The organism is Streptomyces deccanensis, assembly GCF_022385335.1.
GTDB lineage: Bacteria > Actinomycetota > Actinomycetes > Streptomycetales > Streptomycetaceae > Streptomyces > Streptomyces deccanensis.
This window is the reverse complement of sequence record NZ_CP092431.1, coordinates 383,327-405,369: the sequence shown is the minus strand read 5'-3', so window position 1 is coordinate 405,369 and position 22,043 is coordinate 383,327. Positions and strand designations below refer to the sequence as shown.

General features: G+C 71.6%; 15 protein-coding genes. 8 read left to right on the top strand and 7 right to left on the bottom strand.

The window, feature by feature from the left end; translation table 11 throughout:
• Positions 1-19 precede the first annotated feature (19 nt).
• From L3078_RS01885 to L3078_RS01875, 3 genes are read right to left on the bottom strand one after another with little or no spacing between them, the layout of a single operon-like run.
• Positions 20-2,692, bottom strand: coding sequence for an alpha-L-rhamnosidase (locus L3078_RS01885; protein WP_239750198.1), 2,673 nt, complete (start codon positions 2,690-2,692; stop codon positions 20-22).
• Positions 2,689-3,465 (bottom strand): alpha/beta hydrolase, encoded by a 777-nt coding sequence (locus L3078_RS01880; protein WP_239750197.1) that lies wholly within the window; start codon positions 3,463-3,465, stop codon positions 2,689-2,691. Before L3078_RS01880 ends, L3078_RS01885 begins: the two co-directional genes overlap by 4 nt.
• The gene (locus L3078_RS01875) at positions 3,462-4,796 is read right to left on the bottom strand and encodes an MFS transporter (RefSeq protein ID WP_239750196.1); all 1,335 of its coding nucleotides are present in this window, start codon (positions 4,794-4,796) and stop codon (positions 3,462-3,464) included. The genes L3078_RS01880 and L3078_RS01875 overlap by 4 nt, the downstream gene beginning before the upstream one ends.
• Before the next feature lie 217 nt (positions 4,797-5,013).
• Here L3078_RS01875 and L3078_RS01870 point away from each other — a divergent pair, with 217 nt between their 5' ends.
• Together L3078_RS01870 and L3078_RS01865 are read left to right on the top strand one after the other, a co-directional pair.
• A complete protein-coding gene (locus L3078_RS01870; protein WP_239750195.1) occupies positions 5,014-6,033 on the top strand; it encodes a LacI family DNA-binding transcriptional regulator in 1,020 nt (339 codons plus the stop codon).
• Positions 6,034-6,516: 483 nt separating this feature from the next.
• Positions 6,517-7,485, top strand: coding sequence for an alpha/beta hydrolase (locus tag L3078_RS01865; protein ID WP_239750194.1), 969 nt, complete (start codon positions 6,517-6,519; stop codon positions 7,483-7,485).
• 4 nt (positions 7,486-7,489) lie between these two features.
• On the opposite strand, the gene L3078_RS01860 is transcribed toward L3078_RS01865, so the two are convergent.
• Positions 7,490-7,966 (bottom strand): hypothetical protein, encoded by a 477-nt coding sequence (locus L3078_RS01860; protein ID WP_239750193.1) that lies wholly within the window; start codon positions 7,964-7,966, stop codon positions 7,490-7,492.
• A 121-nt stretch (positions 7,967-8,087) separates the two neighbouring features.
• Here L3078_RS01860 and L3078_RS01855 point away from each other — a divergent pair, with 121 nt between their 5' ends.
• Positions 8,088-9,296, top strand: a complete 1,209-nt coding sequence (locus L3078_RS01855; protein ID WP_239750192.1) for a serine hydrolase domain-containing protein — start codon at positions 8,088-8,090, stop codon at positions 9,294-9,296.
• 31 nt (positions 9,297-9,327) lie between these two features.
• Here the strand turns inward: L3078_RS01855 and L3078_RS01850 are convergent, their stop codons facing one another.
• Positions 9,328-9,822 carry a MarR family winged helix-turn-helix transcriptional regulator gene (locus L3078_RS01850; RefSeq protein WP_239750191.1) on the bottom strand — a complete coding sequence of 165 codons (495 nt, stop codon included), beginning with the start codon at positions 9,820-9,822 and terminating at the stop codon, positions 9,328-9,330.
• Between the two features lie 272 nt (positions 9,823-10,094).
• The gene (locus tag L3078_RS01845) at positions 10,095-11,138 is read right to left on the bottom strand and encodes a LacI family DNA-binding transcriptional regulator (protein ID WP_239750190.1); all 1,044 of its coding nucleotides are present in this window, start codon (positions 11,136-11,138) and stop codon (positions 10,095-10,097) included.
• A gap of 350 nt (positions 11,139-11,488) precedes the next feature.
• Between L3078_RS01845 and L3078_RS01840 the strand changes: the two genes are divergently transcribed.
• From L3078_RS01840 to L3078_RS01820, 5 genes are all read left to right on the top strand, one after another.
• Complete coding sequence (locus L3078_RS01840; RefSeq protein WP_239750188.1) at positions 11,489-12,436, top strand: carbohydrate ABC transporter permease; 948 nt, start codon at positions 11,489-11,491, stop codon at positions 12,434-12,436.
• Positions 12,433-13,254, top strand: coding sequence for a carbohydrate ABC transporter permease (locus L3078_RS01835; RefSeq protein WP_239750187.1), 822 nt, complete (start codon positions 12,433-12,435; stop codon positions 13,252-13,254). The genes L3078_RS01840 and L3078_RS01835 overlap by 4 nt, the downstream gene beginning before the upstream one ends.
• A 55-nt stretch (positions 13,255-13,309) precedes the next feature.
• A complete protein-coding gene (locus tag L3078_RS01830; protein WP_239750186.1) occupies positions 13,310-14,581 on the top strand; it encodes an ABC transporter substrate-binding protein in 1,272 nt (423 codons plus the stop codon).
• 97 nt (positions 14,582-14,678) lie between these two features.
• A complete protein-coding gene (locus tag L3078_RS01825; protein ID WP_239750185.1) occupies positions 14,679-17,822 on the top strand; it encodes a family 78 glycoside hydrolase catalytic domain in 3,144 nt (1,047 codons plus the stop codon).
• A 52-nt stretch (positions 17,823-17,874) separates the two neighbouring features.
• Entirely contained in the window at positions 17,875-20,922 is a 3,048-nt protein-coding gene (locus tag L3078_RS01820; protein ID WP_239750184.1) for an alpha-L-rhamnosidase, read from the top strand.
• Positions 20,923-21,131: 209 nt separating this feature from the next.
• Here the strand turns inward: L3078_RS01820 and L3078_RS01815 are convergent, their stop codons facing one another.
• Positions 21,132-21,962, bottom strand: coding sequence for a hypothetical protein (locus L3078_RS01815; RefSeq protein ID WP_239750182.1), 831 nt, complete (start codon positions 21,960-21,962; stop codon positions 21,132-21,134).
• Positions 21,963-22,043: the final 81 nt, after the last annotated feature.

The following is a 22,043-nucleotide window of genomic DNA, read 5'->3' as shown; positions in this document are numbered from 1 at the left end:
GGAACCGGGCGGGCGGGAGCTAGGCCGACGGCCTCCCGGGGTGCGTGGCTCGACGGGCCGAGCTCGGACGCAGGGACAACTGGTGGCTGCCTGAGGCGAGTTCACCGACGGCCTCAGCCGGTTGCCAGCCCTCGGGCGCGCTGAACCGTCCGGTGGTGCCGGGCGGCAGCACGGCCCGCACGGTGAGGGTGTCGTCGCTGAGGGACCAGGCGACGGACGCGATGCCGTACGGGGTGGCGATCGAGGCCTCGGCGGAGGTGAGCGTGGCGCCGGGGCGCGGGGCGAACTCCAGCGTGCGGTAGCCGGGGGAGAGGGGCCGCAGCCCCGCCACGGACCGGTAGAGCCAGGCGGCGACGGCGCCGTACGCGTAGTGGTTGAACGACAGCATCGTGACCGCCTTCTCGACGTCGACGGTGCCGTCGGGACGGATCGCGTCCCACCGCTCCCACATGGTCGTCGCGCCACGGTCGACCTGGTAGAGCCAGCCCGGACACTCGGAGTTGAGCAACAGCTCGTAGGCCTCGGCCACATGACCGGTGCCGTCGAGGGCGGGCAGCAAGAACGGCGTGCCCAGGAACCCGGTGCCGATCCGGCCACCGCCCGCGCGCACCAGGGCGGCCAGGGCCTTGCCCACGTCGGCGCGCTCGCCGTCGGGCGCGATGCCGAAGCAGAGGGCGAGCGCGCAGCCCGTCTGGGTGGTGCGGGCGTGGTCGCCCCACTCGCGCCAGGCGGCCTCGGCGGTACGTCGGTGCAGGTCCGCGTACCGTTCGACGTCCTCCGGGCGGCCCAGTTCACGGGCCGCGTCGGCGAGCAGCCGGGCGCTGTGCGCGACGAACGCGGTGGCGACGTACCCGGGGTCGGTGGTGGCGCGCGCCGGGTCCTCCGGGGGCGCGGCCGGGTCCAGCCAGTCACCGAGCTGCGCGTTGCCGCTCCAGGTCCCGTCCTCGTCGAGGTGGGCGACGGTGAACTCGACCCACGCGCGCATCGCCGGGTAGTGGCGCTCCAGCATGCCGGACCGGCCGTACGCCTCGAAGAGCGCGGTCGGCACGATCGTGGCGGCGTCGCCCCAGCCGGCGGCGGCTCCCGCGAACGGCAGTGCGGCGGGCGGCAGTTCACCGAGTGGGACGTCGGGGACCACCAGCGGGACCGCGCCGTCCGGCCGCTGCTCGATACGGAGGTCGGTGAGCCAGCTGTCGAGGAAGGAGGCGCTGTCGTACGTGGCGCAGGCCGTCGGGGCGAAGGCCATGATGTCGCCGGTCCAGCCGAGCCGTTCGTCCCGCTGCGGGCAGTCCGTGGGCACGGCGAGGAAGTTGCCGCGCTGGGAGCGTACGACGTTGCCGTACAGGGTGTTCACCCGTTCGTCGGAGCAGCGGAACTCGCCGATGCGCCGCAGGTCGCTGGCGACGACCTCGGCCTCGACCGCCTCGACCGTCACCCCCGGGGAGGCGACGATCTCGGCGTACCGGAAGCCGTGGAAGGTGAACTCCGGGACCAGTTCGGCGCTGCCACCGGCCAGCGTGTACTGGTCGGTGGCGCGGGCGCCGCGCAGGATGCTCGTCAGCAGGCGGCCGTCGGCGTCGAGGACCTCGGCGTGCCGGACGGTGACGGTGCCGCCGCGGGGGCCGTCGACGCGCAGCCGCAGCCAGCCGGTCAGGTTCTCGCCCGCGTCGACGGCGATCGTGCCGTCGGGCAGGGTCCGCCGCTCGGGCCGCAGGACCTGGACGACACGGACGGGCGGATGGGCCCGTTGGGCCAGCCCTTTCGGCAGGGGCAGGACGGCGACCGGTTCCCAGCCGGTGTCGACGAAGCCCGGCAGGCGCCAGCCGTCGGGTTCGTGGCGCAGGTCGCGTTCGCAGCCGTCGTACAGGTCCGCCGCGAGCAGGTCGCCGTAACCGCCCTTCCAGTGGCGATCGGTGGTGATCGTGACCCTGGTGCCGTCCGCCAGGTCCACTTCGAGCTGGGCGAGCAGTGCCGTGGTGTCGCCGTAGACGTCACGGTTCTTGTGCCAGGTGAGGTGGCCGCGGACCCAGCCGTCGCCGACCGCGGCCGACAGCGCGTTCGCGCCGGGGCGGAGCAGGGGGCTGACGTCGTAGGTGGCGTAGAGCAGCCGGTCGGGGTAGCTGGTCCAGCCCGGTTCCAGCAGGTCCTCGGAGACGGTACGGCCGTTGACGGCGGTGCGGTGCACGCCGAGCGAGGTGACGTACAGCCGTGCGGAGACCGGCTCCGCCGGGAGGTGGAACTCCCGGCGGAGCAACGGCACGGGGCCGGGGGAGGTGCGGCCCCGGTCTTCGGACAGGTGGACGGGGCGGGCCGCCCAGTCCACGTCGTCGAGCAGCGCGCCCTCCAGCCGGGCGGCGTCGCTCCACCGCGTCCACCCGAGGTCGGTGCGGACGCGGACGCGCCAGTACCGGACCTCGCGACTGGCCAGCGGCTGGGCCGGCCACGGGTGGTCGGTCACCGTGTCGGCCTCGATCTCCCCGCTGGAGACGGGGTCGTCGAAGGACGGGTCGGCCGACACCTCGATCTCGTAGGCGTGCTGGAGGATGCCCGGCCGTTCGCCGGTGAGCGACCAGGACAGACGCGGCATGGGGTACGCGGTGGCGACGAGACCTGAGTCGTCCGCCGTGCGCAGGCCGGTCACCGAGGTCGTGGTGTCCGTCGGGGGCGGTGCTGTGGGACCGGGCGTGGTCATGGCTGGAGGTGCCTTTGGAAGAAGCTGAGCGTGGAGCCGTGCAGCGCGGTGCGGTGGGGGACGCTTCCCCAGTCGTGTTCCGCGCCTTCGACGATCTCCAGTTCGGCGTTCTGGCCGTAGTGGTCCAGGTAGCGGCGTGCGTACTCCACGGGCGCGATGTCGTCCTTGTCGCCGTGCAGGATGTGGACCGGCCCGGTGTACGTGCTCGACCGTCCGTAGACATCGAGGCCGGCGATGTCCGCGACGAGCGCGGCGCTCATCCTGTGGCCGCCGGCGTCGACGTAGCCCTTCTCCGCGAGCTCCGGGGCGAGTGCCCGGCCCTTGAGGTATCCGCTGCCGATCTCGAACGGGGCGACCGCGGCCGGGGACCACAGGCACAGGGCGGCGATCCCGGGCTCCTCGCCGGCCGTGATCCCGGCGACCACGCCGCCCATGCTCATGCCGACCAGGCCGATGCGCTCCGGGTCCACGAAGTCGAGGGTGCGCACGGTGCTCAGAACCGCGCGCGTCTCGGCGATCTCGCCCGTGATGGTCACGTCGAAGAAGTCGCCGTCGCTCTCCCCGTGGCCGGAGAGGTCGAACCGCACCGACGCGATGCCCTCGGCCGCCAACAGCCGTGACATGGCGACGAAGTTCGGCAGTTCGATCCGGTTGGAGGTGAAGCCGTGGACGAACACCACAGTGGGGTGGCGGGCCTCCGGCGGGCCTGCGGGGATGTGCAGCGTGGAGCGCAGTGTCAGGCCTGCGTGGCGGAAATCGTGGTGACGGATCAAGGCGCGGCCTTTTCGGTCGTGTCGGGAGTGGGAGCGCCGCTCGGGGCAGCGGGTTCCTCGGACGGAGCGGCGTCGGCGGGCCCCTCGGACCGGGCGGCCCGGGCCAGGCGTGGCACCCAGACCAGACCGATGGCCGCGGAGAGCACGGCGGTGCCGAGGAGCAGGCCGAAGAACAGCCCGGTGTGGCCCAGCGCGAGAGCGGGTGTGCCCAGGGCGGCCAGTCCGGCGAGAGCGCGGGTGAAGGCCATGGTCACACCGGTCGCGGTGGCCCGCAGCAGGGTGGGGAAGAGTTCCTGGGACCAGACCTTGTAGATGGACTCGCCGGCGAAGGCGTTGCCCAGGCCGGAGACGAGCATGACGGCGACCAGGGTGAATTCGCCGGGTCCGAACAGCGCGGGCAGGGCCCAGGCGATGACGATCAGTGCGGTCCCGGCGGCGAACCAGGCATGCCGGGCGGGCCGGTCGACCACGCGCATGAACACCAGTCCCGCGACGAAGCCCACCGGGAGTCCGAGGAGCGTCAGCTGCGAGTACCGCGCGACCTCCCCTCCGGCCAGCGCGGTCCACAGGAAGGTGCCGAACTGACCGAGCGTGTTCGCGCCGAGGTTCCAGGTGGCGTAGTAGAGGCCCGTCGCGAGCAGGGCGTAACCGGTCGGGGCCCGGAAGAGATCCCGGACGCGGCCGAACTCGACGTCCGCGGAAGGGGAGTCGGGCCGGGTGTCGGCGGCCCGGCGCGCGGCGGCCCACTCGGCCGACTCGCTGAGGGTGAGCCGCAGGAGCAGGACGACGACGGCCACGACCAGCAGATGGGCGAAGAGGATTCGGCCCCCGAGCATGCCCTGCGCTCCCATGAAGGAGCTGAGCAGCAGGACGGCCACGATGCCGGCGAGCCAGAGCATGCCGGAGAACACCACCATGGTGCCCTTCCTGCCCTCCGGCGCCTCCTCGTTGACGAGCGCGAGCGACACGGGCAGGTCCGCGCCGATGGCGAGACCGGTGGCGATCACACCCGCGAACAGCAGCGCGGGGCTCGCCGCCGCCAACAGCAGCAGGACACCGACCGCGTACAGGACGAGCGAGCAGGTGAAGACCGTCCGGCGGCCGAACCGGTCGCCGAGCCGCCCGCCGAACAGCGCACCGGCGGCGAACGCCATGGTCTGCAGTCCCAGCAGCGATCCGATGGCCCCGGGCGCGAGTTGCAGCGGTGCGGCGTAGTAGCCGCCGATGGCGATGCCCGACGTCACCAATGCGGCGGAGTCCAGATAGGAGGCCATGCCGGCGAGCGTCGCCGTCTTCCAGGGATTGCTCGTGCGGAGTGTCGGGCCAGACATGGGTCCTCTTCACTGAGTACCGGGGACTGCGCCGGTGAGGGACTGTGCCGGTGGGGGGACTGCGAGTGTGGGGAGTGCCGAGTACGGCAACGGAAAATGGCTACACAGTGTTACTTAAACGCGCCACTTAAACGTGTAGGTTGACTGAGCGGGTAAGCTAGCCCGCGATCGCGGGGTTTGGCAAGAGGTATGTCAGAGGGTGTCGGAGGGGGAACGCATGGCCGGGACGTCCAGAGGCAGACGGGTGACGAGCGGCGACGTCGCGAAGGAGGCGGGAGTTTCGCGGGCGACGGTCAGCTACGTCCTCAACGACTCCCCTCACCAGAAGATCGCCGAGGCGACCCGCAAGCGGGTGTGGGAGGCTGCGGCCCGCCTCGGGTACGCGCCCTCGGCGGCGGCCCGCGCGCTGCGCACGGGACGGTCCGACATCGTGCTCGGGGTGCTGCCGGACTGGCCGATCCACCATGTGCTCGGACGCCTCATCCAGCAGCTGACCAACGCCTTCGCCGAACACGAACTCACCTTCCTCGTGCACTCCTCGGCGGGGCCCGCCCGCCCCCTGCGGGACGTCTGGAAGGCCCTGACGCCCGCCGCGGTCCTCGCCCTGAACGAGTTCCCCCAGAGCGAGGCGGAGGCCATGCGCGCGGTCGGCATCGAGGTCGTCATGGCGATGCACGGCTCGCCCACGGAGGAAGCCGACCCCCCGCTGGGGACCCCACTTGTCTCCGAGGAGCCGATCGGCGCGCTCCAGGCCCGCCATCTCGCCGCCTCACACCGTCGCCTCGGCTACGCCTACCCGGACCTGCCACGGCTCGACGTCCTCGCCCAACCCCGGCTGGACGGCGTCCGGCAGGTCTGCGAGGAGCGCGGCCTCCCCGAACCCGTCGTCCGCAGTGTCCCGCTGGAGCTGGACGGTGCCACGGAGGCGGTGAAGGCCTGGCTGGCCGCCGACCCGCCGGTGACGGGCATCTGCGCCTTCAACGACGACATCGCCATGGCCGTGCTGCTGGGCGCGCAGGCGCTCGGGCTGAACGTCCCACGGGACCTCGCGGTGATCGGCGTCGACGACATCCCCAGCTCCGCCCTCCTGCGACCGTCCCTGACCACGGTCGTCCGCGACACGGACACGCTCGCGCGGGGCCTGGCCCGCCGCGTGGTCGACGCGATCGACCGGAAGGAGCCGCACATCGGACGGATCGAGGATCCGCTCAGCATCGAGCTACGGGAGTCGGGCTGAGGGGGCCCTTGCGGGGGCGGAAGGCGGGGTTGGGGGGCCTGCGTCGGTGTGCGTCGGCCTAGGTGGGATGGGAGGACTGGGCGGCACCGACTCCGGTGGTCGGTGAGGTCCGGTTTCGTCGCGCTCCGTGAGGGGGTGGACGGTGGACGGCGCGGGCGGTTACGGTTCCGCCCGTCCTGCTTCGGCGCCCGGTGTTCGTGCCGGGACGGAACGGAACGGCTGGGGTGTGCTCGGCTGTTCGGTCGGAGGGACACGTCCGTACGGCCCTGGTGGGAACGAGCCCACGAGCGTCGGGCCGCACCACCCACCACTCGGCGTTTCCGGCGCGCGGAACGCACTTCTCCGGGGCCCGGGAGTGACGCCGCCGCCACGGCCCTCGGCACCGCCCCCTCCGCACCAACCGAACCGAACCGTCGCCATATGTCGGTGCCCTTGCCGACGGAGGGCGCGTGCATGTCGACGATCAACTTCCAGGAGGTTCAGATGACCACACCCCCTCCGCCCTTCGACCCGGAGCTGGCCGCCGCTCTCGTGGAACTCGGCGACCAGGTGCCGACGAGCGCGACCCCGGAGGACATCCCCGCGGCGAGGGAGCGGCTCAACGGCGACGTCCCCCTCCTGTCGAACGACGAACTGAGCTGTGGCGGGCTCTTCGACGTCCACGAGCGGGCCGTGCCGGGCCCTCCGGGCGCGCCGGACGTCTCGTTGCTCATCTGCCGGCCCACCTCCGTGCCCGGCCCCCGCCCGATCGTCTACTTCACCCACCCCGGCGGCATGATCGTGGGCAACAACCGGCTGGGTCTGCCGCTGGACTGGGCCGAGGAGCTGGGCCTGGTCGTGGTGTCGGTGGAGTACCGGCTCGCTCCCGAGAACCCGCACCCGGCATCCGTCGAGGACTGCTACGCGGGTCTGCTGTGGACGGCGGCCCACGCCGAGGAGATCGGCGGCGATCCGGACCGCATCGTGCTGGCCGGCGGCAGCGCAGGCGGTGGACTCGCCGCGGCCCTCGCCCTCCTCGCGCGAGACCTCAAGGGCCCCCGCGCCATAGGTCAGTTGCTGATGTGCCCGATGCTCGACGACCGCAACGACACGGGGTCCGCCCACCAGATGGCCGGGCTCGGCGTATGGGACCGGACCGCCAACGAGACCGGCTGGAACGCCCTGCTGGGCGACGCGCGCGGCACCGACGACGTGTCGCCGTACGCCTCTCCCGCCCGCGCGGTCGACCTCTCGGACCTCCCGCCGGCCTTCATCGACGTCGGGTCCGCCGAGACCTTCCGGGACGAGGACGTCATGTACGCCTCCAGGATCTGGCAGGCCGGAGGACGCGCCGAACTGCATGTGTGGCCGGGCGGTTTCCACGGCTTCGACGGCCTCGTGCCGCAGGCCGCGCTCTCGGTCGACGCCCGCGAGGCCCGACTGCGCTGGCTCCGGCGGCTCCTGGGGGAGTGACGGCTCAGGAGCGCGGCTGACGAAGTGACGTCCCCGTCTGTTCGACCTCCACGTCGTCGCTGAAGGCCCCGGCCGTCGACACGCCCCCGAGGAGCGCGGTGGCCAGTGCCACCGCCATCGCGAACGTCCGACGGCGTGGCCACGAGGGCCGCCTGCTCCCCGGCGTCGGCGTCGGCGTCGGCGTCGGCGTGGGCTCGGCGGGCGGCCCGCACGCGATGGCCACGCGCGCGTCCAGCCACGCCTCCGCCTCCTCGCCCCGCACTCCGCAGGCCGCCACGAACGCGGCGACGAGCTCCTCGCGCGGCAGGCTGTCGCGGCCGAGCATGGTCGCCGCCGTGGAGTAGGGCAGGACGTGGCCCGCTTCCGTCGCCCGGTGTTCCAGCCGGCGGTAGCTGAGACCCGACCACGCCTTGAGGCGGCGGAGCGCCGCCACGAAGGCGACCGCGTCGGTGTCCGGCGGTGTAGGCGGTGCTGTCGTCATCCTGGTTCCCCCTGTTGACCTGGACGTACACGGGCTCGCACAAGCTCGAACACCATCATGGCTTGAGAAGCGGCGGGAGCGATGGCCAACCTCGGGACGGATTCCCGATGTTGGAGGTCACATGAGTACGACTCCGTTCCGCCGCCGGCGCGACTGCACCCGAAATCGCGATCGCCCCGGCCGCAGCCGCCGTACGGCCCTCGGCACCGCCTTCGCAGCCCTGCTGATGCTCGGCGGGTGCGCCGAAGGACGCGGCGCCGAGGAGTCGGCGGCGCGCACCCCGAAGCCCCGGCACCGCACCGGAGAGTCGGTCGCCGACTTCCTCCGCCGTACGCTGCCCGCCGGGCCAGGCGGCTCCGTGGTCGCCGCTCGCGGCGACCGGCTGGTGCACTGCGGGGGATTCGGAGCGGCGGACCGCGCCGCGGGCACGCCCGCGAGCTGCCGGACCGTGTACGACGTCATGTCGATCACCAAGCAGTTCACCGCGGCCGCGATCGTGAAACTGGAGGTGATGGGCCGGCTCCGGGTGAGCGATCCGATCAGCCGGTTCCTCGGACGCGGGCAGGCCGTGCCCGAGGACAAGCGCGGCATCACGGTCGAGCACCTCCTCACCCACACCTCGGGTCTGGTCGAGGAACTGGGCGACGACTACGACCCCGTGTCGCGTGAGGAGTTGGTGCGCGGGGCCCTGTCGTCCGAGCTGCGGTCCGCCCCCGGCGAGGCGTTCCACTACTCCAACACCGGCTACAGCCTGCTCGCGGCGATCGTCGAGGAGGCGTCCGGGGAGACCTACGAACGGTTCCTGGCCCGGCACCTGTTCGCCCCGGCAGGGATGGAACAGACCGGGTACGTTCTGCCCCGCCGGCCCCGGCACCTGGTCGCGGTCGAGTACGACAGCGAGGGACGCGCCCAGGGCAGGCCCTTCGACCATCCCTGGGCCGCCGACGGACCGTACTGGAACCTGCGCGGCAACGGCGGCATGCTCTCCACCGCCCACGACATGTTCCGGTGGCACCGCGCGCTGCTCGGGGACGAGATCCTGCCGGCGAGGGCCAGGGACAAGCTCTTCGAGCCTCGCACGGCGGAGCCGGAGTCGGAGAACTGGTACGGGTACGGCTGGAGTCTGCGCGACACCCCGGCCGGTCGGCTCGCCTGGCACGACGGCGGCAACGACTGGTCCCTGGGGCTCCTGAGCCGGTCCCTGCGCGACGGCGTCCTCGTGTTCTGGATCAGCAACCACGCCTACCGCGACGGTAGATGGAACCTGGAGGACCAGGCGGAGGCACTGACCGTGGGCATCGCGGACCGCGTCCGCGCGGAGGGCGACTGACCGATACCGGGTCGCCGTCGCGCCGGAGTGGTCAGGGCAGCCGGGGGAGCACGTCCCTGGCCGTGTGGCTGAGGATGCGCAGGTCCTCCGCGAACCGCGCGCGATCCGCCTCCGGCAGCGGGCTCAGGAAGTACTTCTTGATGTTCTCGACGTGGACCTCAGCGGCGCGCACCGTCGTCTCCTCACCCAGCGGGGTCAGCCGTACCAGCTTCCCGCGCCGGTCGGCGGGGGACTCCGCCCGGGTCACCAGCCCTGCCGCCTCCATGCGGTCCACCAGGCGGGTGGCGCCGCCGGTGGTGAGGACCTGCTCCTGGGCGACGGCCCGCATGGACAGCCCCGGCTCACCCGCTCGCCCGAGGATCAGCAACACCTCGAACATCAGATGGCTGATGCCGCACTCGACCTCGAGTGCCCGTCCGAGGATGTACTCCAGCCGGTTGGCCGCCCCCTGCAGCCGCCCGAACGCGAGGACGAGTTCGTGGTCGGCGGCCTCCTTCGCCGTACTGATGCCTGCTTGTCCACTCACGGCCGCGCCGCCCCTCTCCCGATTCCGATCCCGATCCGGACCCCGATCCGGATTCCGGTCCCGACAGCCACCGTACCGATCATGCCGGGGCGAGGAGGACGGCGGAGACCCGGCGCCCGGCTCGGCCGCGGCCGCCGCACGTCCCCCGTCCCGCCGCCGCTGTCGTCGTCCCGGCTTCGCCCTACGATTGGGTAACGTTTCCCACGACGGGCGACGGGCGACGGGCTCCGAGCGGCAACCGGCGATCAGCGGACCGGTGACGCCCCCCCCAGTCACCCCGCGAAGCGGGCCGTGGACCGGCGTGCCACCAGCCTGGGGGAGAGGACGACCTTGGTCGACGGGCGGGCGCGGTCGGCGATCCGTTCCAGGAGGAGGCGTACCGCGTTCCGGCCCATCTCCTGGCCCCGCTGGTCGACGCTGGTGAGCGAGATCGGGCCGTAGGCGGCGAACGTGGTGTTGTCGTACCCGGCCACCGAGAGGTCGCCGGGTACGGACAGACCGGCCTCGGCCATCGCGTCGAGGACGCCCATCGCGGCGATGTCCGCGCCGGCGAAGAGGGCCGTGGGCCGGGCCGGGGCGGGACGGGCCAGCAACTCCCGCGCCGCCCGGTGGCCGCCCTCCTGGCTGTAGCTGGTGGAGATCACGTCGATGAACTCCTCCAGCCCCTCCACCCGCATGGCCTGCCGGTAGCCGTCCGCGCGCCGGGCGTTGGGCATCTCCGCGAGACGGGTCGGATCGGTCTCGTGGTGCTCGATGTGGGCGATCCGGCGATGACCGAGACCGACCAGATGCCGGACGACCAGGGCCGCGCCCTCGGTGTCGTCGTCGGCCACGGTGTCGTAGGCGGGCGAGGAGCCGTGACGGCCGACGACGACGGTGGGGACCACGCCGGCGACGTGTTCCAGGTGGGCGCGGGACGAGACCGGGGCGACCAGCACGAGACCGTCCATGCCGCGGTCGATCATCGCCTCGGTGACCCGGGCCTCGGCCTTCTCGCCGTTGCAGCCCGGCCCCAGGAAGACCTGGTAGTCGGTCTCCTCCAGCGAGTCGGTGATGCCGTCGAGGATCTCCGGGAAGAACGGGTTGCGGATGTCGGGCAGCATCACGCCGATCGTGTACGTCTGCCCCCGCAGGCCCCGGGCGCCCGCGTGCGGCCGGTAGCCCAACTCCTCGATCGCCCGGCGCACTTTGTTCTGCATCTCGGGGCTGGCCCCGTAGGCGTTGCGCAGCACCTTGGACACGGAGGTGACGGACACCCGGGCGTGTCGCGCGACGTCGACGATGGTGACCCTGCGCTGCGGTGCTGTCGGCTCCATCCGGTCCTTGCCTCTCGGGAGATCGTCCGGCCGAGTGTAGGCCGGAACGCGCAGGTCGAACGAGGGTCCGGGTCTCGTGGGCCGAGAGTGCCGGGAGGTGCGGGCGGCCGTGCCGGTGACGTCGCCGCAGTGTGCGCGACATCTTGACGTCACGCGGGACGCTCCTTAAGGTCTGGCACACCCTTTGGGAAACGTTACCCAAATCCGTAGCGCTTTCTCGTGGCCCGACAGCGGGCCGCTTCTCCAGTCAGCTCCGAACACCGTCGGGAGAGCCGACGCGTCCCGCGCGGCGCGGATCGGCGGATCGGCACACACGTGATGTGAATCGTTTCAAGAAAGGGGGTTCGTCGGTGGCTCTGGCCCCGCACAAGCGGCTCGTCGACAAGGACCGGCCTCCGGTCGCGGCACCGGATCCGCGGCCCCGGCCCGCGCGCACGGCCCCGCCGTGGTGGTTCGCCCTGCCGGCGATGCTGCTGTTCGCCTTCGTCGTCCTCGTGCCGAGCGTCCGCGGCGTGTACTACGCCTTCACCGACTGGGACGGGCTCGACCCCGACTTCTCCTTCGTCGGCCTGGACAACTTCGCCGCGATGCTCGACGACCCGGACGCCAAGCAGGCCGTCTGGCACACACTGCTGATCGCGGTGGCGATCACGGTCGTCCAGAACGCGGTGGGGCTGCTGCTGGCCCTGGGGGTCAACTCCGCCATCAAGTCCCGCAACCTCCTGCGGGTGTTCCTGTTCGCGCCGGCCGTGATCACCCCGATCGTGACCGCCTACCTCTGGCGGAACCTGCTCGGCCCGGACGGCGCCGTCAACAGCCTGTTCGGTGCGGTGGGCCTCGGCGGATGGCGGCAGGACTGGCTCGGTGACCCGGAGCTGGCCCTGTGGTCGGTGGTCGGGGTAACCGTGTGGCAGTACGCGGGCTACTCCATGGTCATCTTCCTGGCCGGGCTCCAGTCGGTGCCCAAGGAGATCCACGAGGCGGCGTCCATGGACGGGGCGGGCCCGGTGCGCCGTTTCTGGTCGGTGACCCGGCCCCTGCTCGCCCCGGCCCTCACCATCAACCTGATGCTGTCGATCATCGGCGGGATCAAACTCTTCGACCAGGTCTACGCGTTGACGGGCGGCGGGCCCGGCCACGCCACCGACACCATCTCGACCCTCATCTACAAGGACGCCTTCACCCTCGGCGAGTTCGGCTACAGCATCGCGCTCGCCGTCGTCCTCACGATCATCGTGGCGGTCGTCTCGGCCGGTCAGTACGCCGCCCTGTCCCGCAACGAGAGGGCCGCGTCATGAAGCGCTACGGCCGCCGCACCCTGGCGCTGGAACTGGCGATGATCGCCGCCGCCCTGTTCGTCGGCTTCCCGGTGTACGTCCTGGTCAACCTCGCCGTGCGCCCCACGTCGGACACCTCCTCGCCGATCAGCCCGACCACCTCACCCACCCTCGACAACTTCACTCAGGCCTGGCAACAGGGAGCGCTGGGCGGGGCGTTGGCCAACAGCCTGCTGGTGACGGTGTGCAGCGTCGTCGTCGTGCTGGCCGTGTCGTCGCTCGCCGCGTACCCGCTGGCCCGGATCACCGCCCGCTGGTCCCGGGGGACGTACCTGACGATCCTGCTCGGTCTCGCCCTCCCCTTCCAACTCGCCTCCCTGCCGCTGTACCAGACCATGCGCGACCTGGGCCTGCTCGGCACCCCCTGGGCCCTGGTCCTCTTCTACGCCGGCCTCCAGGTGCCGTTCACCGTCTTCCTCTACGTCGGCTTCCTGCGCGCCCTGCCCGGCGACTTCGAGGACGCGGCCCTGATCGACGGCTGCACACCCCTGCAGAGCTTCCGGTACGTGGTCCTGCCGATGCTCAAACCCATCACCGTCACGGCCCTCGTGCTCAACACGGTCGCCGTGTGGAACGACTTCTTCACCCCGTTGCTGTACCTCAGCGGCAGCGCCCAGCAGACGCTGCCGGTCGCGATCGCGGGCTTCGTCGGCCAGTACGTCACCGACTGGAACCTCATCTTCGCCGCGCTGGTGATCAGCATCCTGCCCGTCCTGCTCGTCTACTTCCTGCTGCAGCGCAGCATCATCAACGGCTTCGCGGGAGGGCTGAAGGGATGACCCCGACGCCCGACCGTCCCTCAAGTCCGGTGGCACTTTCCCCGAGGGGGACCTCATGAAGACACGCACACTCCCGGTCACGGTCGCCGCGGTCACGTCCATGGCGGTGCTCGCCGCCTGCAGCGGCGGCACCAAGGCGGGCACCGAGAGCGGCTCCGGCGGCTCGAAGACGCTGACCGTCGCCTCGGTCGACCAGGGCTCGATCGAGGACGTCGTCAAGGCGTTCGAGAAGGCCAACCCGGGCGTCAAGGTGCGGTACACCACCAGCGGCGCCGACCAGTACCAGCAACAGATCCGCACCCAGCTGTCCTCGGGCACCGCGCCCGACGTGCTGTCGGTCTGGCCCGGCAACGGCAATCCGGCCGCCACGTACGTGCTCGCCAAGCCGGGCTATCTGCGCGACCTGTCGGACCGGCCGTGGGCGGCGAAGCTGCCGGACGCGATGAAGTCCGTCGCCCAGTACGAGGGCAAGACCTACAACGCGGTCTTCGGACAGAACGGCATCGGCGCCGTCTACAACGAGCAGGCCCTGAAGAAGGCCGGGCTCACCGCGCCCGACACCTGGAAGGACCTGCTGGCCTTCTGCAAGGCCGCCAAGGCCAAGGGCACCCCCGCCTTCGCGCTCGGCAACCAGGACAACTGGGTCACCCAGCTCGTCCTGTACGCCCTGGTCGCCACCACCGTCTACGGCGAGGACCGGGACTTCGACAAGAAGATGCAGGCCGGCGAGGTCACCTTCGCGAAGTCGTCGTGGGCCACCGCCCTCGACAAGTACATGACGATGGAGAAGACCGGCTGCTTCCAGAAGAATCCGCTGGGCACCAACTACGAGGCCAGCCAGCAGCTCGCCGCCACCGGCAAGACCCTCGGCATCGTGCAGGGCAACTGGGTGATCGCCCTCCTCCAGCAGAAGAACCCGAAGGGCACGTTCACGCTCAAGGCGCTCCCGGCCACCGACGACCCGGCCCAGACCCTGGTACCCGCCGCCGCGGGCGCCGGGTACGGCGTCAACGCGAAGGCGAAGAACGAGGAACTGGCCCTGAAGTTCGTGGACTTCGTGATGTCGGCGGGCGGCATGAACACCTTCGTCAAGAAGCAGGGCGGTCTGCCGTCCCTGTCCGACACCGGCTTCGCGGCGGACCCCTCGCTCGCCGAACTGTCGGAGTTCATCGAGTCGGACCGCACGGTCCCCTTCATGGACCAGCTCTGGCCCAACCCCAAGGTCCAGCAGACCATGCTGAGCGGCCTCCAGGAGATCTTCAGCGGACAGTCCACGCCCGCGAAGCTCCTCGACGAGATGGACGCCGACTACAAGTCCGGCAGCTGACCGACGCGCCGTCGGCCGCGCCCCGCGGCCGACGGCTCTCTCCGCCGACTGAATGAAACGTTCAAACCGACAGTGAACAACCGATCGGAGGTTCGGCATGCCCGATGTCCCGAGTGAGGCGTTGAGCCGTAGACAGGTGGTGGGCACGATCGCCGTCTCCGCGGCGGGTCTGGCCTCGCCCGTCGTTCCCGGGCTGCCCGTGGCGGCGGCCCGCGCCGACGGGGAGGACGACCGCCGTGGAGCGAGAGTCACCGGGCTCGCCGTCGACGGCCGTGAGGACAGTCCGCTCGGCGTCGACGACCCCGCCCCCCGGCTGAGCTGGCGCGTGACCGGAGCCCACGCCGGCTGGACCCAAGCCGCCTACCGCATCCGCGCGGCACGCTCGGAGAAGGACCTGGACCGGGGCCGCCTGCTCTGGGACAGCGGCAAGGTCCGCTCCCCGGACCAGACCGACATCGCCTGGCACGGACCCGCGCCCGCCTCCCGCGAGCGGGTGGTGTGGCAGGTGCGGGTCTGGAGCACCGACGGCCACGCGACACAGTGGAGCCGGCCCGGCACCTGGGAGACGGGCCTCCTCAAGCGCTCCGACTGGGGCGACGCCCGCTGGATCGAGTACCCGGGCCGCACCCTCGACCAGCCCCTGCCCGTCTTCGCGCGCGCCTTCCGGGTGAGCCCGCGAGGAGGGAAGGTCGTCCGGGCGAGGCTGTACCTCTCCGGCATCGGACTGCACGTGGCCCACCTCAACGGCGAACCCGTCACCGACGAGGTGCTCGCCCCCGGCAACTCCAACTACCAGCTCTCCACCGAGTACCGGACGTACGACGTCACGCGCCTCGTCCGCACCGGCGACAACACCCTCGGTGTCGAACTGGGCCACGGCACCGCCCTGGTGACCCGGTCCGTCACCAACCCCACCACCGGCCGCACCGCCCCGTACAGCTGGTGGCAGAGCCAGACCAAGGGCGCCGGCACCCTCGTCGAGCCCGTCGCGCGGGGCGCCACCACGGTCAAGGTGAGCAGCGTCGCCAACTTCCACGTCGGCGGCACCGTCAGCATCGACACCGGCGACGGCGGCGAGCGGCTGGAGTCCCGGACGATCACCGCGATCGGCACCGCGGGCGCCGACGGCACCGGCATCACCTTCGAGCCCGGTCTCGACGCCGGGCACGACAGCGGCTCCGGCGTCGTCGGCTCCGGCAACCCCCTCGCGAGAACCGACCCGAGCGCGGGCGCCGCCGTCCCGCCCCGGCTGATCGCCCGCCTGGAACTCACGAAGGCCGACGGCACCGTCGAGACCGTCGTCAGCGACCGCTCGTGGCGGGCGGCGCTCGGCCCGAACGTCACCGCCAACTGGTACTCCGGCTCGGACTACGACGCCCGCCGCGAACAGCCCGACTGGACCGCGCCCGGCGCGGACCTCGGCGCGTCGGCACGCCGGCGCGACGGCACGGGCATGGGCTGGACCGACGCGGGCATCGCACCGCCGCCCAACCTCACCACCGAACTGGTGTGGCGGTCCGCCGAGCCGCTCAGGATCGTCGACAGGATCCGTCCGGTCGCTGTCACCCAAGCGCGTTCCGGCGTCTGGGTCTTCGACTTCGGACAGAACTTCGCCGGCTGGCCACTGCTCGACCTCGACGGCCCGCTCCCGGCCGGGACCACGGTCAAGCTGTACCCCGGCGAGTCGCTGAAGGCCGACGGTACCGTCGACCAGGCGTCGCTCATGGGCGGCGGCCCCGCCCGCGGCACCGACCTGTTTGCCACCTACACCACGTACGGCGATGAGCGGGGCGAACGCTGGCATCCGCAGTTCCACTACTTCGGCATGCAGTGGCTCCAGGTGACCGGCCTGCCGGAGGACTACGTCCCCACCCTGGACACCGTGACCGGGCTGCAGATCCACGCGGACGTCCCGGACGCCGGCTCCCTGCGCACCTCCGACGACCGGATCAACCGCGTCCACCGCATGTCCCGTTACTCGATCATGAGCAACGTCATGTCCACCTTCACGGACTGCCCCGGCCGGGAGAAGCTCTCCTACCCCGCCGACTACGTCCAGCCCTTCGGAGCCGTGCACCGCACCTTCGGCTACGCGGCCTACCTGCGCACCACCCAACGCCACCTGGTCGAGGGCCAGTCCCGCGCCGGGGACGACATCGGCAACGTGGCGCTGAAGACCCCCGTGTACGACTGGGGGTACACCGGCCGGTTCGGCGACGAGATCAACTGGGGCAACGGCATCGTCCTGGTGCCCTGGCTGGCGTACGAGACGTACGGCGACACCCAGACGATGCGCCGCCACTACCCCCGGATGCAGGAGTTCCTGAACTACATCCGCACCAGGAAGGCGGGCACCGGCGCCGACGCCCACCTCGTGGACGCGGCCCTCGCCGACTGGATCGCCGACGAGAACACCTCGGGCCGCATCACCGGAACCTGGGGCTACCACCAGGTCGCCGACCGCATGGCCCGGATGGCCGCCCTGATCGGGCGCGACGCCGACGCGGCCGAGTACCGCAACCTCGCCGCCAACATCAAGGACGCGTTCAACGACGCCTTCTACAACACGGCGCTCGGCCGGTACACCGCCGAGGGCGACCGGGGCGCCGCCGGCGCCACGCAGGCCGCGCAGGCACTCGCGCTCGACGAGGGCCTCGTCCCCGACGGCGAGCGCGGCAGGGTCCTTCAGGCACTCGTCGAACTGGTCCACGCCCACCGCCCGTTCGGCGGCGGACCCCACTTCAGCGGGGGCACCATCGGGCTCGCCCCGACGGTCAGGGCCCTGCACGAGGGCGGTCACGACGACCTCCTGTGGGAGGTCCTCCAGGAGGACACCCGCCCCAGCTACGGCCACTTCATGGCGCCCACCACCGCCAACCCCCGGGGCCTGACTACCATTCCGGAAGACTGGGACATCGGCGCCTCCAAGAACCACATGATCCTGCTGCAGATCGAGGAGTGGTTCCACAGCGGCGTCGTCGGCATCCGCCAGGTGCCCGGCGGCGCCGGATACCGTGAACTGGTCATCGACCCCCGCCCCGTCGGCGACCTCACCCACGCCGAGGGCAGCTATCGCACCCCGTACGGCGTGGTGTCCGCCCGTTGGACCCGCGAGGACGGACGCTTCCGACTCGACGTGGAGCTCCCGCCGAACACCACGGCGGAGATCCGGTTGCCCGCCCCGGACCACCCTGCCCGGGTCGTCGGCTCGGGACGCCACACGTTCACCACCCGCTTGTGACCAGAACCCGAGAGACCGAACAGCCGGTGCCATGTCGATAGGAGCCAGTGTCATGGCCGAAGGAACGAGCGCTGCGGAGGAAGCGTCCCCCGCCCGCCCGCAGGAGGGCCCCGTACGGGGACTCACCGTGGAACACCGCACCGCACCCCTCGGTGTGGACGCCGACCACCCGCGCTTCGGGTGGCACACGCGGTCCGACACCCGGGGTTGGCGGCAGGGGGCGTACCAGATCCTCGTCGCCAGTTCCGCGGACCGGCTGACCGCCGGCCACGCCGACGTCTGGAACAGCGGACAGGTCCCATCCGCCGACTCCGTCGCCGTCCCCTACGCGGGCGAGCCGCTGCGGCCCTCGACCCGCTACCACTGGTCCGTCGCCGTCTGGGACGCCGAGGGCCGCCGGGCGGGCAGCGAGACCTCCGTGTTCGAGACCGGCCTGATGAGCACCGACGGCGTGACAGGGTGGGACGGCGCGCAGTGGATCGGGATGCGGGGGAAGACCCCCGGCTCGCCCGGCGCGCCCATGCTCCGCAAGGAGGCACCCCTCCACTTCGGCGGAGACCGACGGGTGCGCGAGGCGCGGCTGTACCTCTCGGCCCTCGGCGTCTACGAGGCCCACGTCAACGGGGAGCGGGTGACCGTCGACCACGACGGCGCCCCCACCCTCGAACTCCTGCCGCCGGGCTGGACGAACTACGACACCCGCGTCGACTACCTGACCTACGACGTCACCCGCCACCTGCGCCACGCGTCCGACGTCACGCTCGCGGTCGTCCTGGGCAACGGCTGGTACAACGGCCGGGTCTCCGACGGCAGCACGTACTACTCCGAGGACGGCAATGCCCTCACCGTGAAGGCGAAGCTGCTGGTCGAGTACACCGACGGCACGACGCAGACCGTCGTCACCCGCCCGGACGACGGCTGGCGGGCCACCGACACCGGACCCCACCGGGCCGACGACATCTACGACGGCCAGACCTACGACGCCCGCCGCGAGCTGACGGGCTGGACCGCGCCCGGATTCGACGACAGCACGTGGGCGGACGTGGAACGCGTCGCCTTCGAGGACAGGTACCCGGACGTGCGGCTGATGGCCTACCCCGGGGAGAGCGCGCGCTTCGTCGACCGCTGGGACCAGCGACCGCGGTCCGTGACCGTCGCCACCGGAGTGACCGGCGAGGACGTCAGTCCGGGCGGCCGGGGGCGCGTCGTCGTGGACCCGGACCGCACGGTGACCGACCCCGCGCGGGCGGCCGGCGCCGAGGTCACCCTCTCCGCCGGTGAGACCGCCGTCTACGACCTCGGCCAGAACATGGTCGGCGTGGCCCGCTACGGGGTGCGCGGACCGGCCGGTGCCCGGGTCGAGTTCCGGTTCGGCGAGATGCTCAACGACGACAGCGCCGGCGCGGACGGCCCCGAGGGCTCGCTCTACCGGGCCAACCTCCGCAGTGCCGAAGCCACCAGCACCTACATCCTCAAGGGCGACCCGGAGGGCGAGACCCATCAGGACACGCTGACCTTCTACGGCTTCCGCTACGTGTCCGTGACGGCGTCGGAGACCGTCACCATCACCGGGCTGACGGGCAAGGTCGCCACCTCCGCCCTCCGCGAGACCGGGACCGTCACGACGAACGATCCGGATGTCAACCAGCTGGTGAGCAACGTCCGTTGGGGACAGCGCGGCAACTACTTCTGGGTGCCCACCGACTGCCCGCAGCGCGACGAACGCCTCGGCTGGACCGGCGACACCCAGGTCTTCGCCACCACCGGCCTCTACAACGCCGACGCGAGTGTCTTCCTCAGCCACTTCCAGGACACCGTCGTCGACTCCCAGGCCATCTACGGCGCGGACCGGGCGCAGTACACCGGCGTAGCCCCCGGCGGACGGTACAACTTCCCCGGCGGCGGCAGCGGTTGGGCGGACTGCGGGGTCGTCCTGCCATGGACCGTGTGGCAGATGACCGGCGACACCACCGTCGTGGAGCGCAACTGGCCCTCGATGACGCGCTACCTGGACTGGATCCGGCAGCAGACCGGCGACACCTACGCCGGCCAGGGTTCCCTCACCGGCGACTGGCTCGCCCCGCAGAAGACCAGCACGCAGCTGATGAGCGACGTCTACTACGGCTACTCCACCCAGTTGATGGCGAGGATGGCCCGCGCGACCGGCAGGGCGGCGGAGGCCGAGGAGTACGAGCGGCTCTTCGGGAACATCAAGCGGGCGTTCGTCGCCAAGTACCTGAGCACCGACGGCGATCGCGTCACCGTGAGGTCAGGGCTGGGCAAGGCCTCCCCGATCGAACCCGGCTCCGACCCGGACGAGAGGACCGAGGACAACAGCCAGAGCGCGCTACTGTGGATCCTCAAGCTCGGCTTCTACGAGACCGAGGCCCAACGCCGAGCGCTCGTCGGTCACTTGGCGGACAACATCGGCAACGACGCCGCCTACAAGAAGGCGCACCCGGACAGCGTCCGCGTCCACCATGCCGAGAACACGCTCTCCGTCGGCTTCCTCGGCGTCAACGTCCTCGCCCCCGTCCTCACCGACGAGGGCCGCGCCGACCTGGCGTACGCGCTGCTGTACCAGGACGCGCTGCCGTCCTGGCTGTTCTCGGTGCGGAACGGCGCCACCACGGTCTGGGAGCGCTGGAACTCCTACTCCGAGGAGGCCGGCTTCGGCCCGGTCGGGATGAACTCCTTCAACCACTACGCCTACGGCGCGATCATGGAGTGGATGTACGCCTACATGGCCGGCATCGCCCCCGACCCGGAAGGCCCCGGCTTCCGGCGTTTCCTCCTGCGACCCCATCCCGACCCCACCGGGCGGATCACCCGCGTCTCGGGCGCGTACGAGTCGCCGTACGGCGAGATCCGCAGTGGCTGGGAGGTCGAGGACGGGGGCCGCACCCTGGCGTACGAGGCGGTCGTGCCCGCGAACAGCGAGGCCACCCTGCGTCTCCCGGCCGCCTCGGCGGACGCCGTCCGCGAGGGTCGCACCCCGCTGGCGCGCGTGGACGGGGTGCGGTTCCTCGGCCACGCGGACGGCGTGTCCTCGTACCGCCTGCCGTCGGGCCGCTACCGGCTCACCACAGACCTGCGCTGAGGGGCGGAGGACAGGAGGCCCGGCACCACGCTCCACGGTGCCGGGCCTCCGACGATCCACCGCCGCGTCCGGACCGACGCGGGAGCGGTCCGACCAAGTCTGGAAGATCGCCCGCGTCAACTGACGGGCGAGCGAATCACTCGTCGGCGGGAGGCCCGAGCGGTGGAGACGGGCTCCGAGGAACCTCGGGGAGAGGGGCCCGCCCCGCCTCAGTCGGTCGCCTGCGCGGGCTCGGAGGAGGACTGAGGCGGGACGGTCGGCTCCGGCGCGTCGGGGCCCGTGTAGTACACGGAGGATCCCTGCTTGACCCGCTGGGCGTTGCTCTTGGCCACGAGCCCTTCGAGGGTGGTGCGCACGACGTTGGTCTGGATGCGGCGGTCCGGGTGGGCCTGGGTGAGCGCGGTGGCCACCTCGGCCGCGGAGCGTGGTTCGCTCTGCTCGGTGAGGTGCCGGCGGATGAGCTCGACGAGGGTGGGCTGAGCCTTCTCGGCGGCCGCGCTCTTGGTGGCCGCCGACTTGGCCGCCGTCTTGGTGGCGGCCGTCTTGGCGGTCGTGGCCTTGCCTTCTCCGGACTTGGCGGTCGTGGCCTTGGCGGTCCCGCCCTTGGTGGTCGTGGCCTTCGCGTCCGTCGGGGCCTTGGCGGTCGCGGTCTTCGTGGCCGTGGTCGCGGTCGCCGTCTTGGCGGTGGTGGGCTTCGTGGCGGTCGACTTCCTCGTCCGCTTGCCGTCCTGCGGGGGCTCGGCCTTCTTCGCCCGGGTGCGCTTGCCGGCTCCCGGGGTGGAGGCGGTCTTCTGCCGGGGCACGGAGGGCGTCGCGACCTCCTCGGCCACGGGCGCGGCCACGGATGCCGCTGCGCCCAGAGCCTGCTGCATGTTCACCAGCACGGCGTGGTCCTGCCGCAGACTGAGGAGTTGCTCCTGCAGAGCGTCGATCTCCCCGATGAGCCGCTCCTGTTCCTTGGCGTTGCGCTCGAGGTCGGCGGCGACCTGGGCGGTGTACTGCGTCTTGAGGTCGGTCGACTCTGACGGAGTCTCGGTCATGGCGGTTCCCTTCCCGACAACGAACGTGCTGTGTGCGGATGTTACTCATCGATCCGCGAAACGTCGGCGGTAGGCACATTC

Excerpts from the sequence above, each read along its gene's own strand:
- L3078_RS01865 (WP_239750194.1), top strand. The coding sequence starts at position 6,517 with ATGACCACACCCCCTCCGCCCTTCGACCCGGAGCTGGCCGCCGCTCTC.
- L3078_RS01845 (WP_239750190.1), bottom strand. The coding sequence starts at position 11,138 with ATGGAGCCGACAGCACCGCAGCGCAGGGTCACCATCGTCGACGTCGCG.
- L3078_RS01855 (WP_239750192.1), top strand. The coding sequence starts at position 8,088 with ATGAGTACGACTCCGTTCCGCCGCCGGCGCGACTGCACCCGAAATCGC.
- L3078_RS01835 (WP_239750187.1), top strand. The coding sequence starts at position 12,433 with ATGAAGCGCTACGGCCGCCGCACCCTGGCGCTGGAACTGGCGATGATC.
- L3078_RS01830 (WP_239750186.1), top strand. The coding sequence starts at position 13,310 with ATGAAGACACGCACACTCCCGGTCACGGTCGCCGCGGTCACGTCCATG.
- L3078_RS01815 (WP_239750182.1), bottom strand. The coding sequence starts at position 21,962 with ATGACCGAGACTCCGTCAGAGTCGACCGACCTCAAGACGCAGTACACC.
- L3078_RS01885 (WP_239750198.1), bottom strand. The coding sequence starts at position 2,692 with ATGACCACGCCCGGTCCCACAGCACCGCCCCCGACGGACACCACGACC.
- L3078_RS01825 (WP_239750185.1), top strand. The coding sequence starts at position 14,679 with ATGCCCGATGTCCCGAGTGAGGCGTTGAGCCGTAGACAGGTGGTGGGC.
- L3078_RS01875 (WP_239750196.1), bottom strand. The coding sequence starts at position 4,796 with ATGTCTGGCCCGACACTCCGCACGAGCAATCCCTGGAAGACGGCGACG.
- L3078_RS01860 (WP_239750193.1), bottom strand. The coding sequence starts at position 7,966 with ATGACGACAGCACCGCCTACACCGCCGGACACCGACGCGGTCGCCTTC.
- L3078_RS01870 (WP_239750195.1), top strand. The coding sequence starts at position 5,014 with ATGGCCGGGACGTCCAGAGGCAGACGGGTGACGAGCGGCGACGTCGCG.
- L3078_RS01820 (WP_239750184.1), top strand. The coding sequence starts at position 17,875 with ATGGCCGAAGGAACGAGCGCTGCGGAGGAAGCGTCCCCCGCCCGCCCG.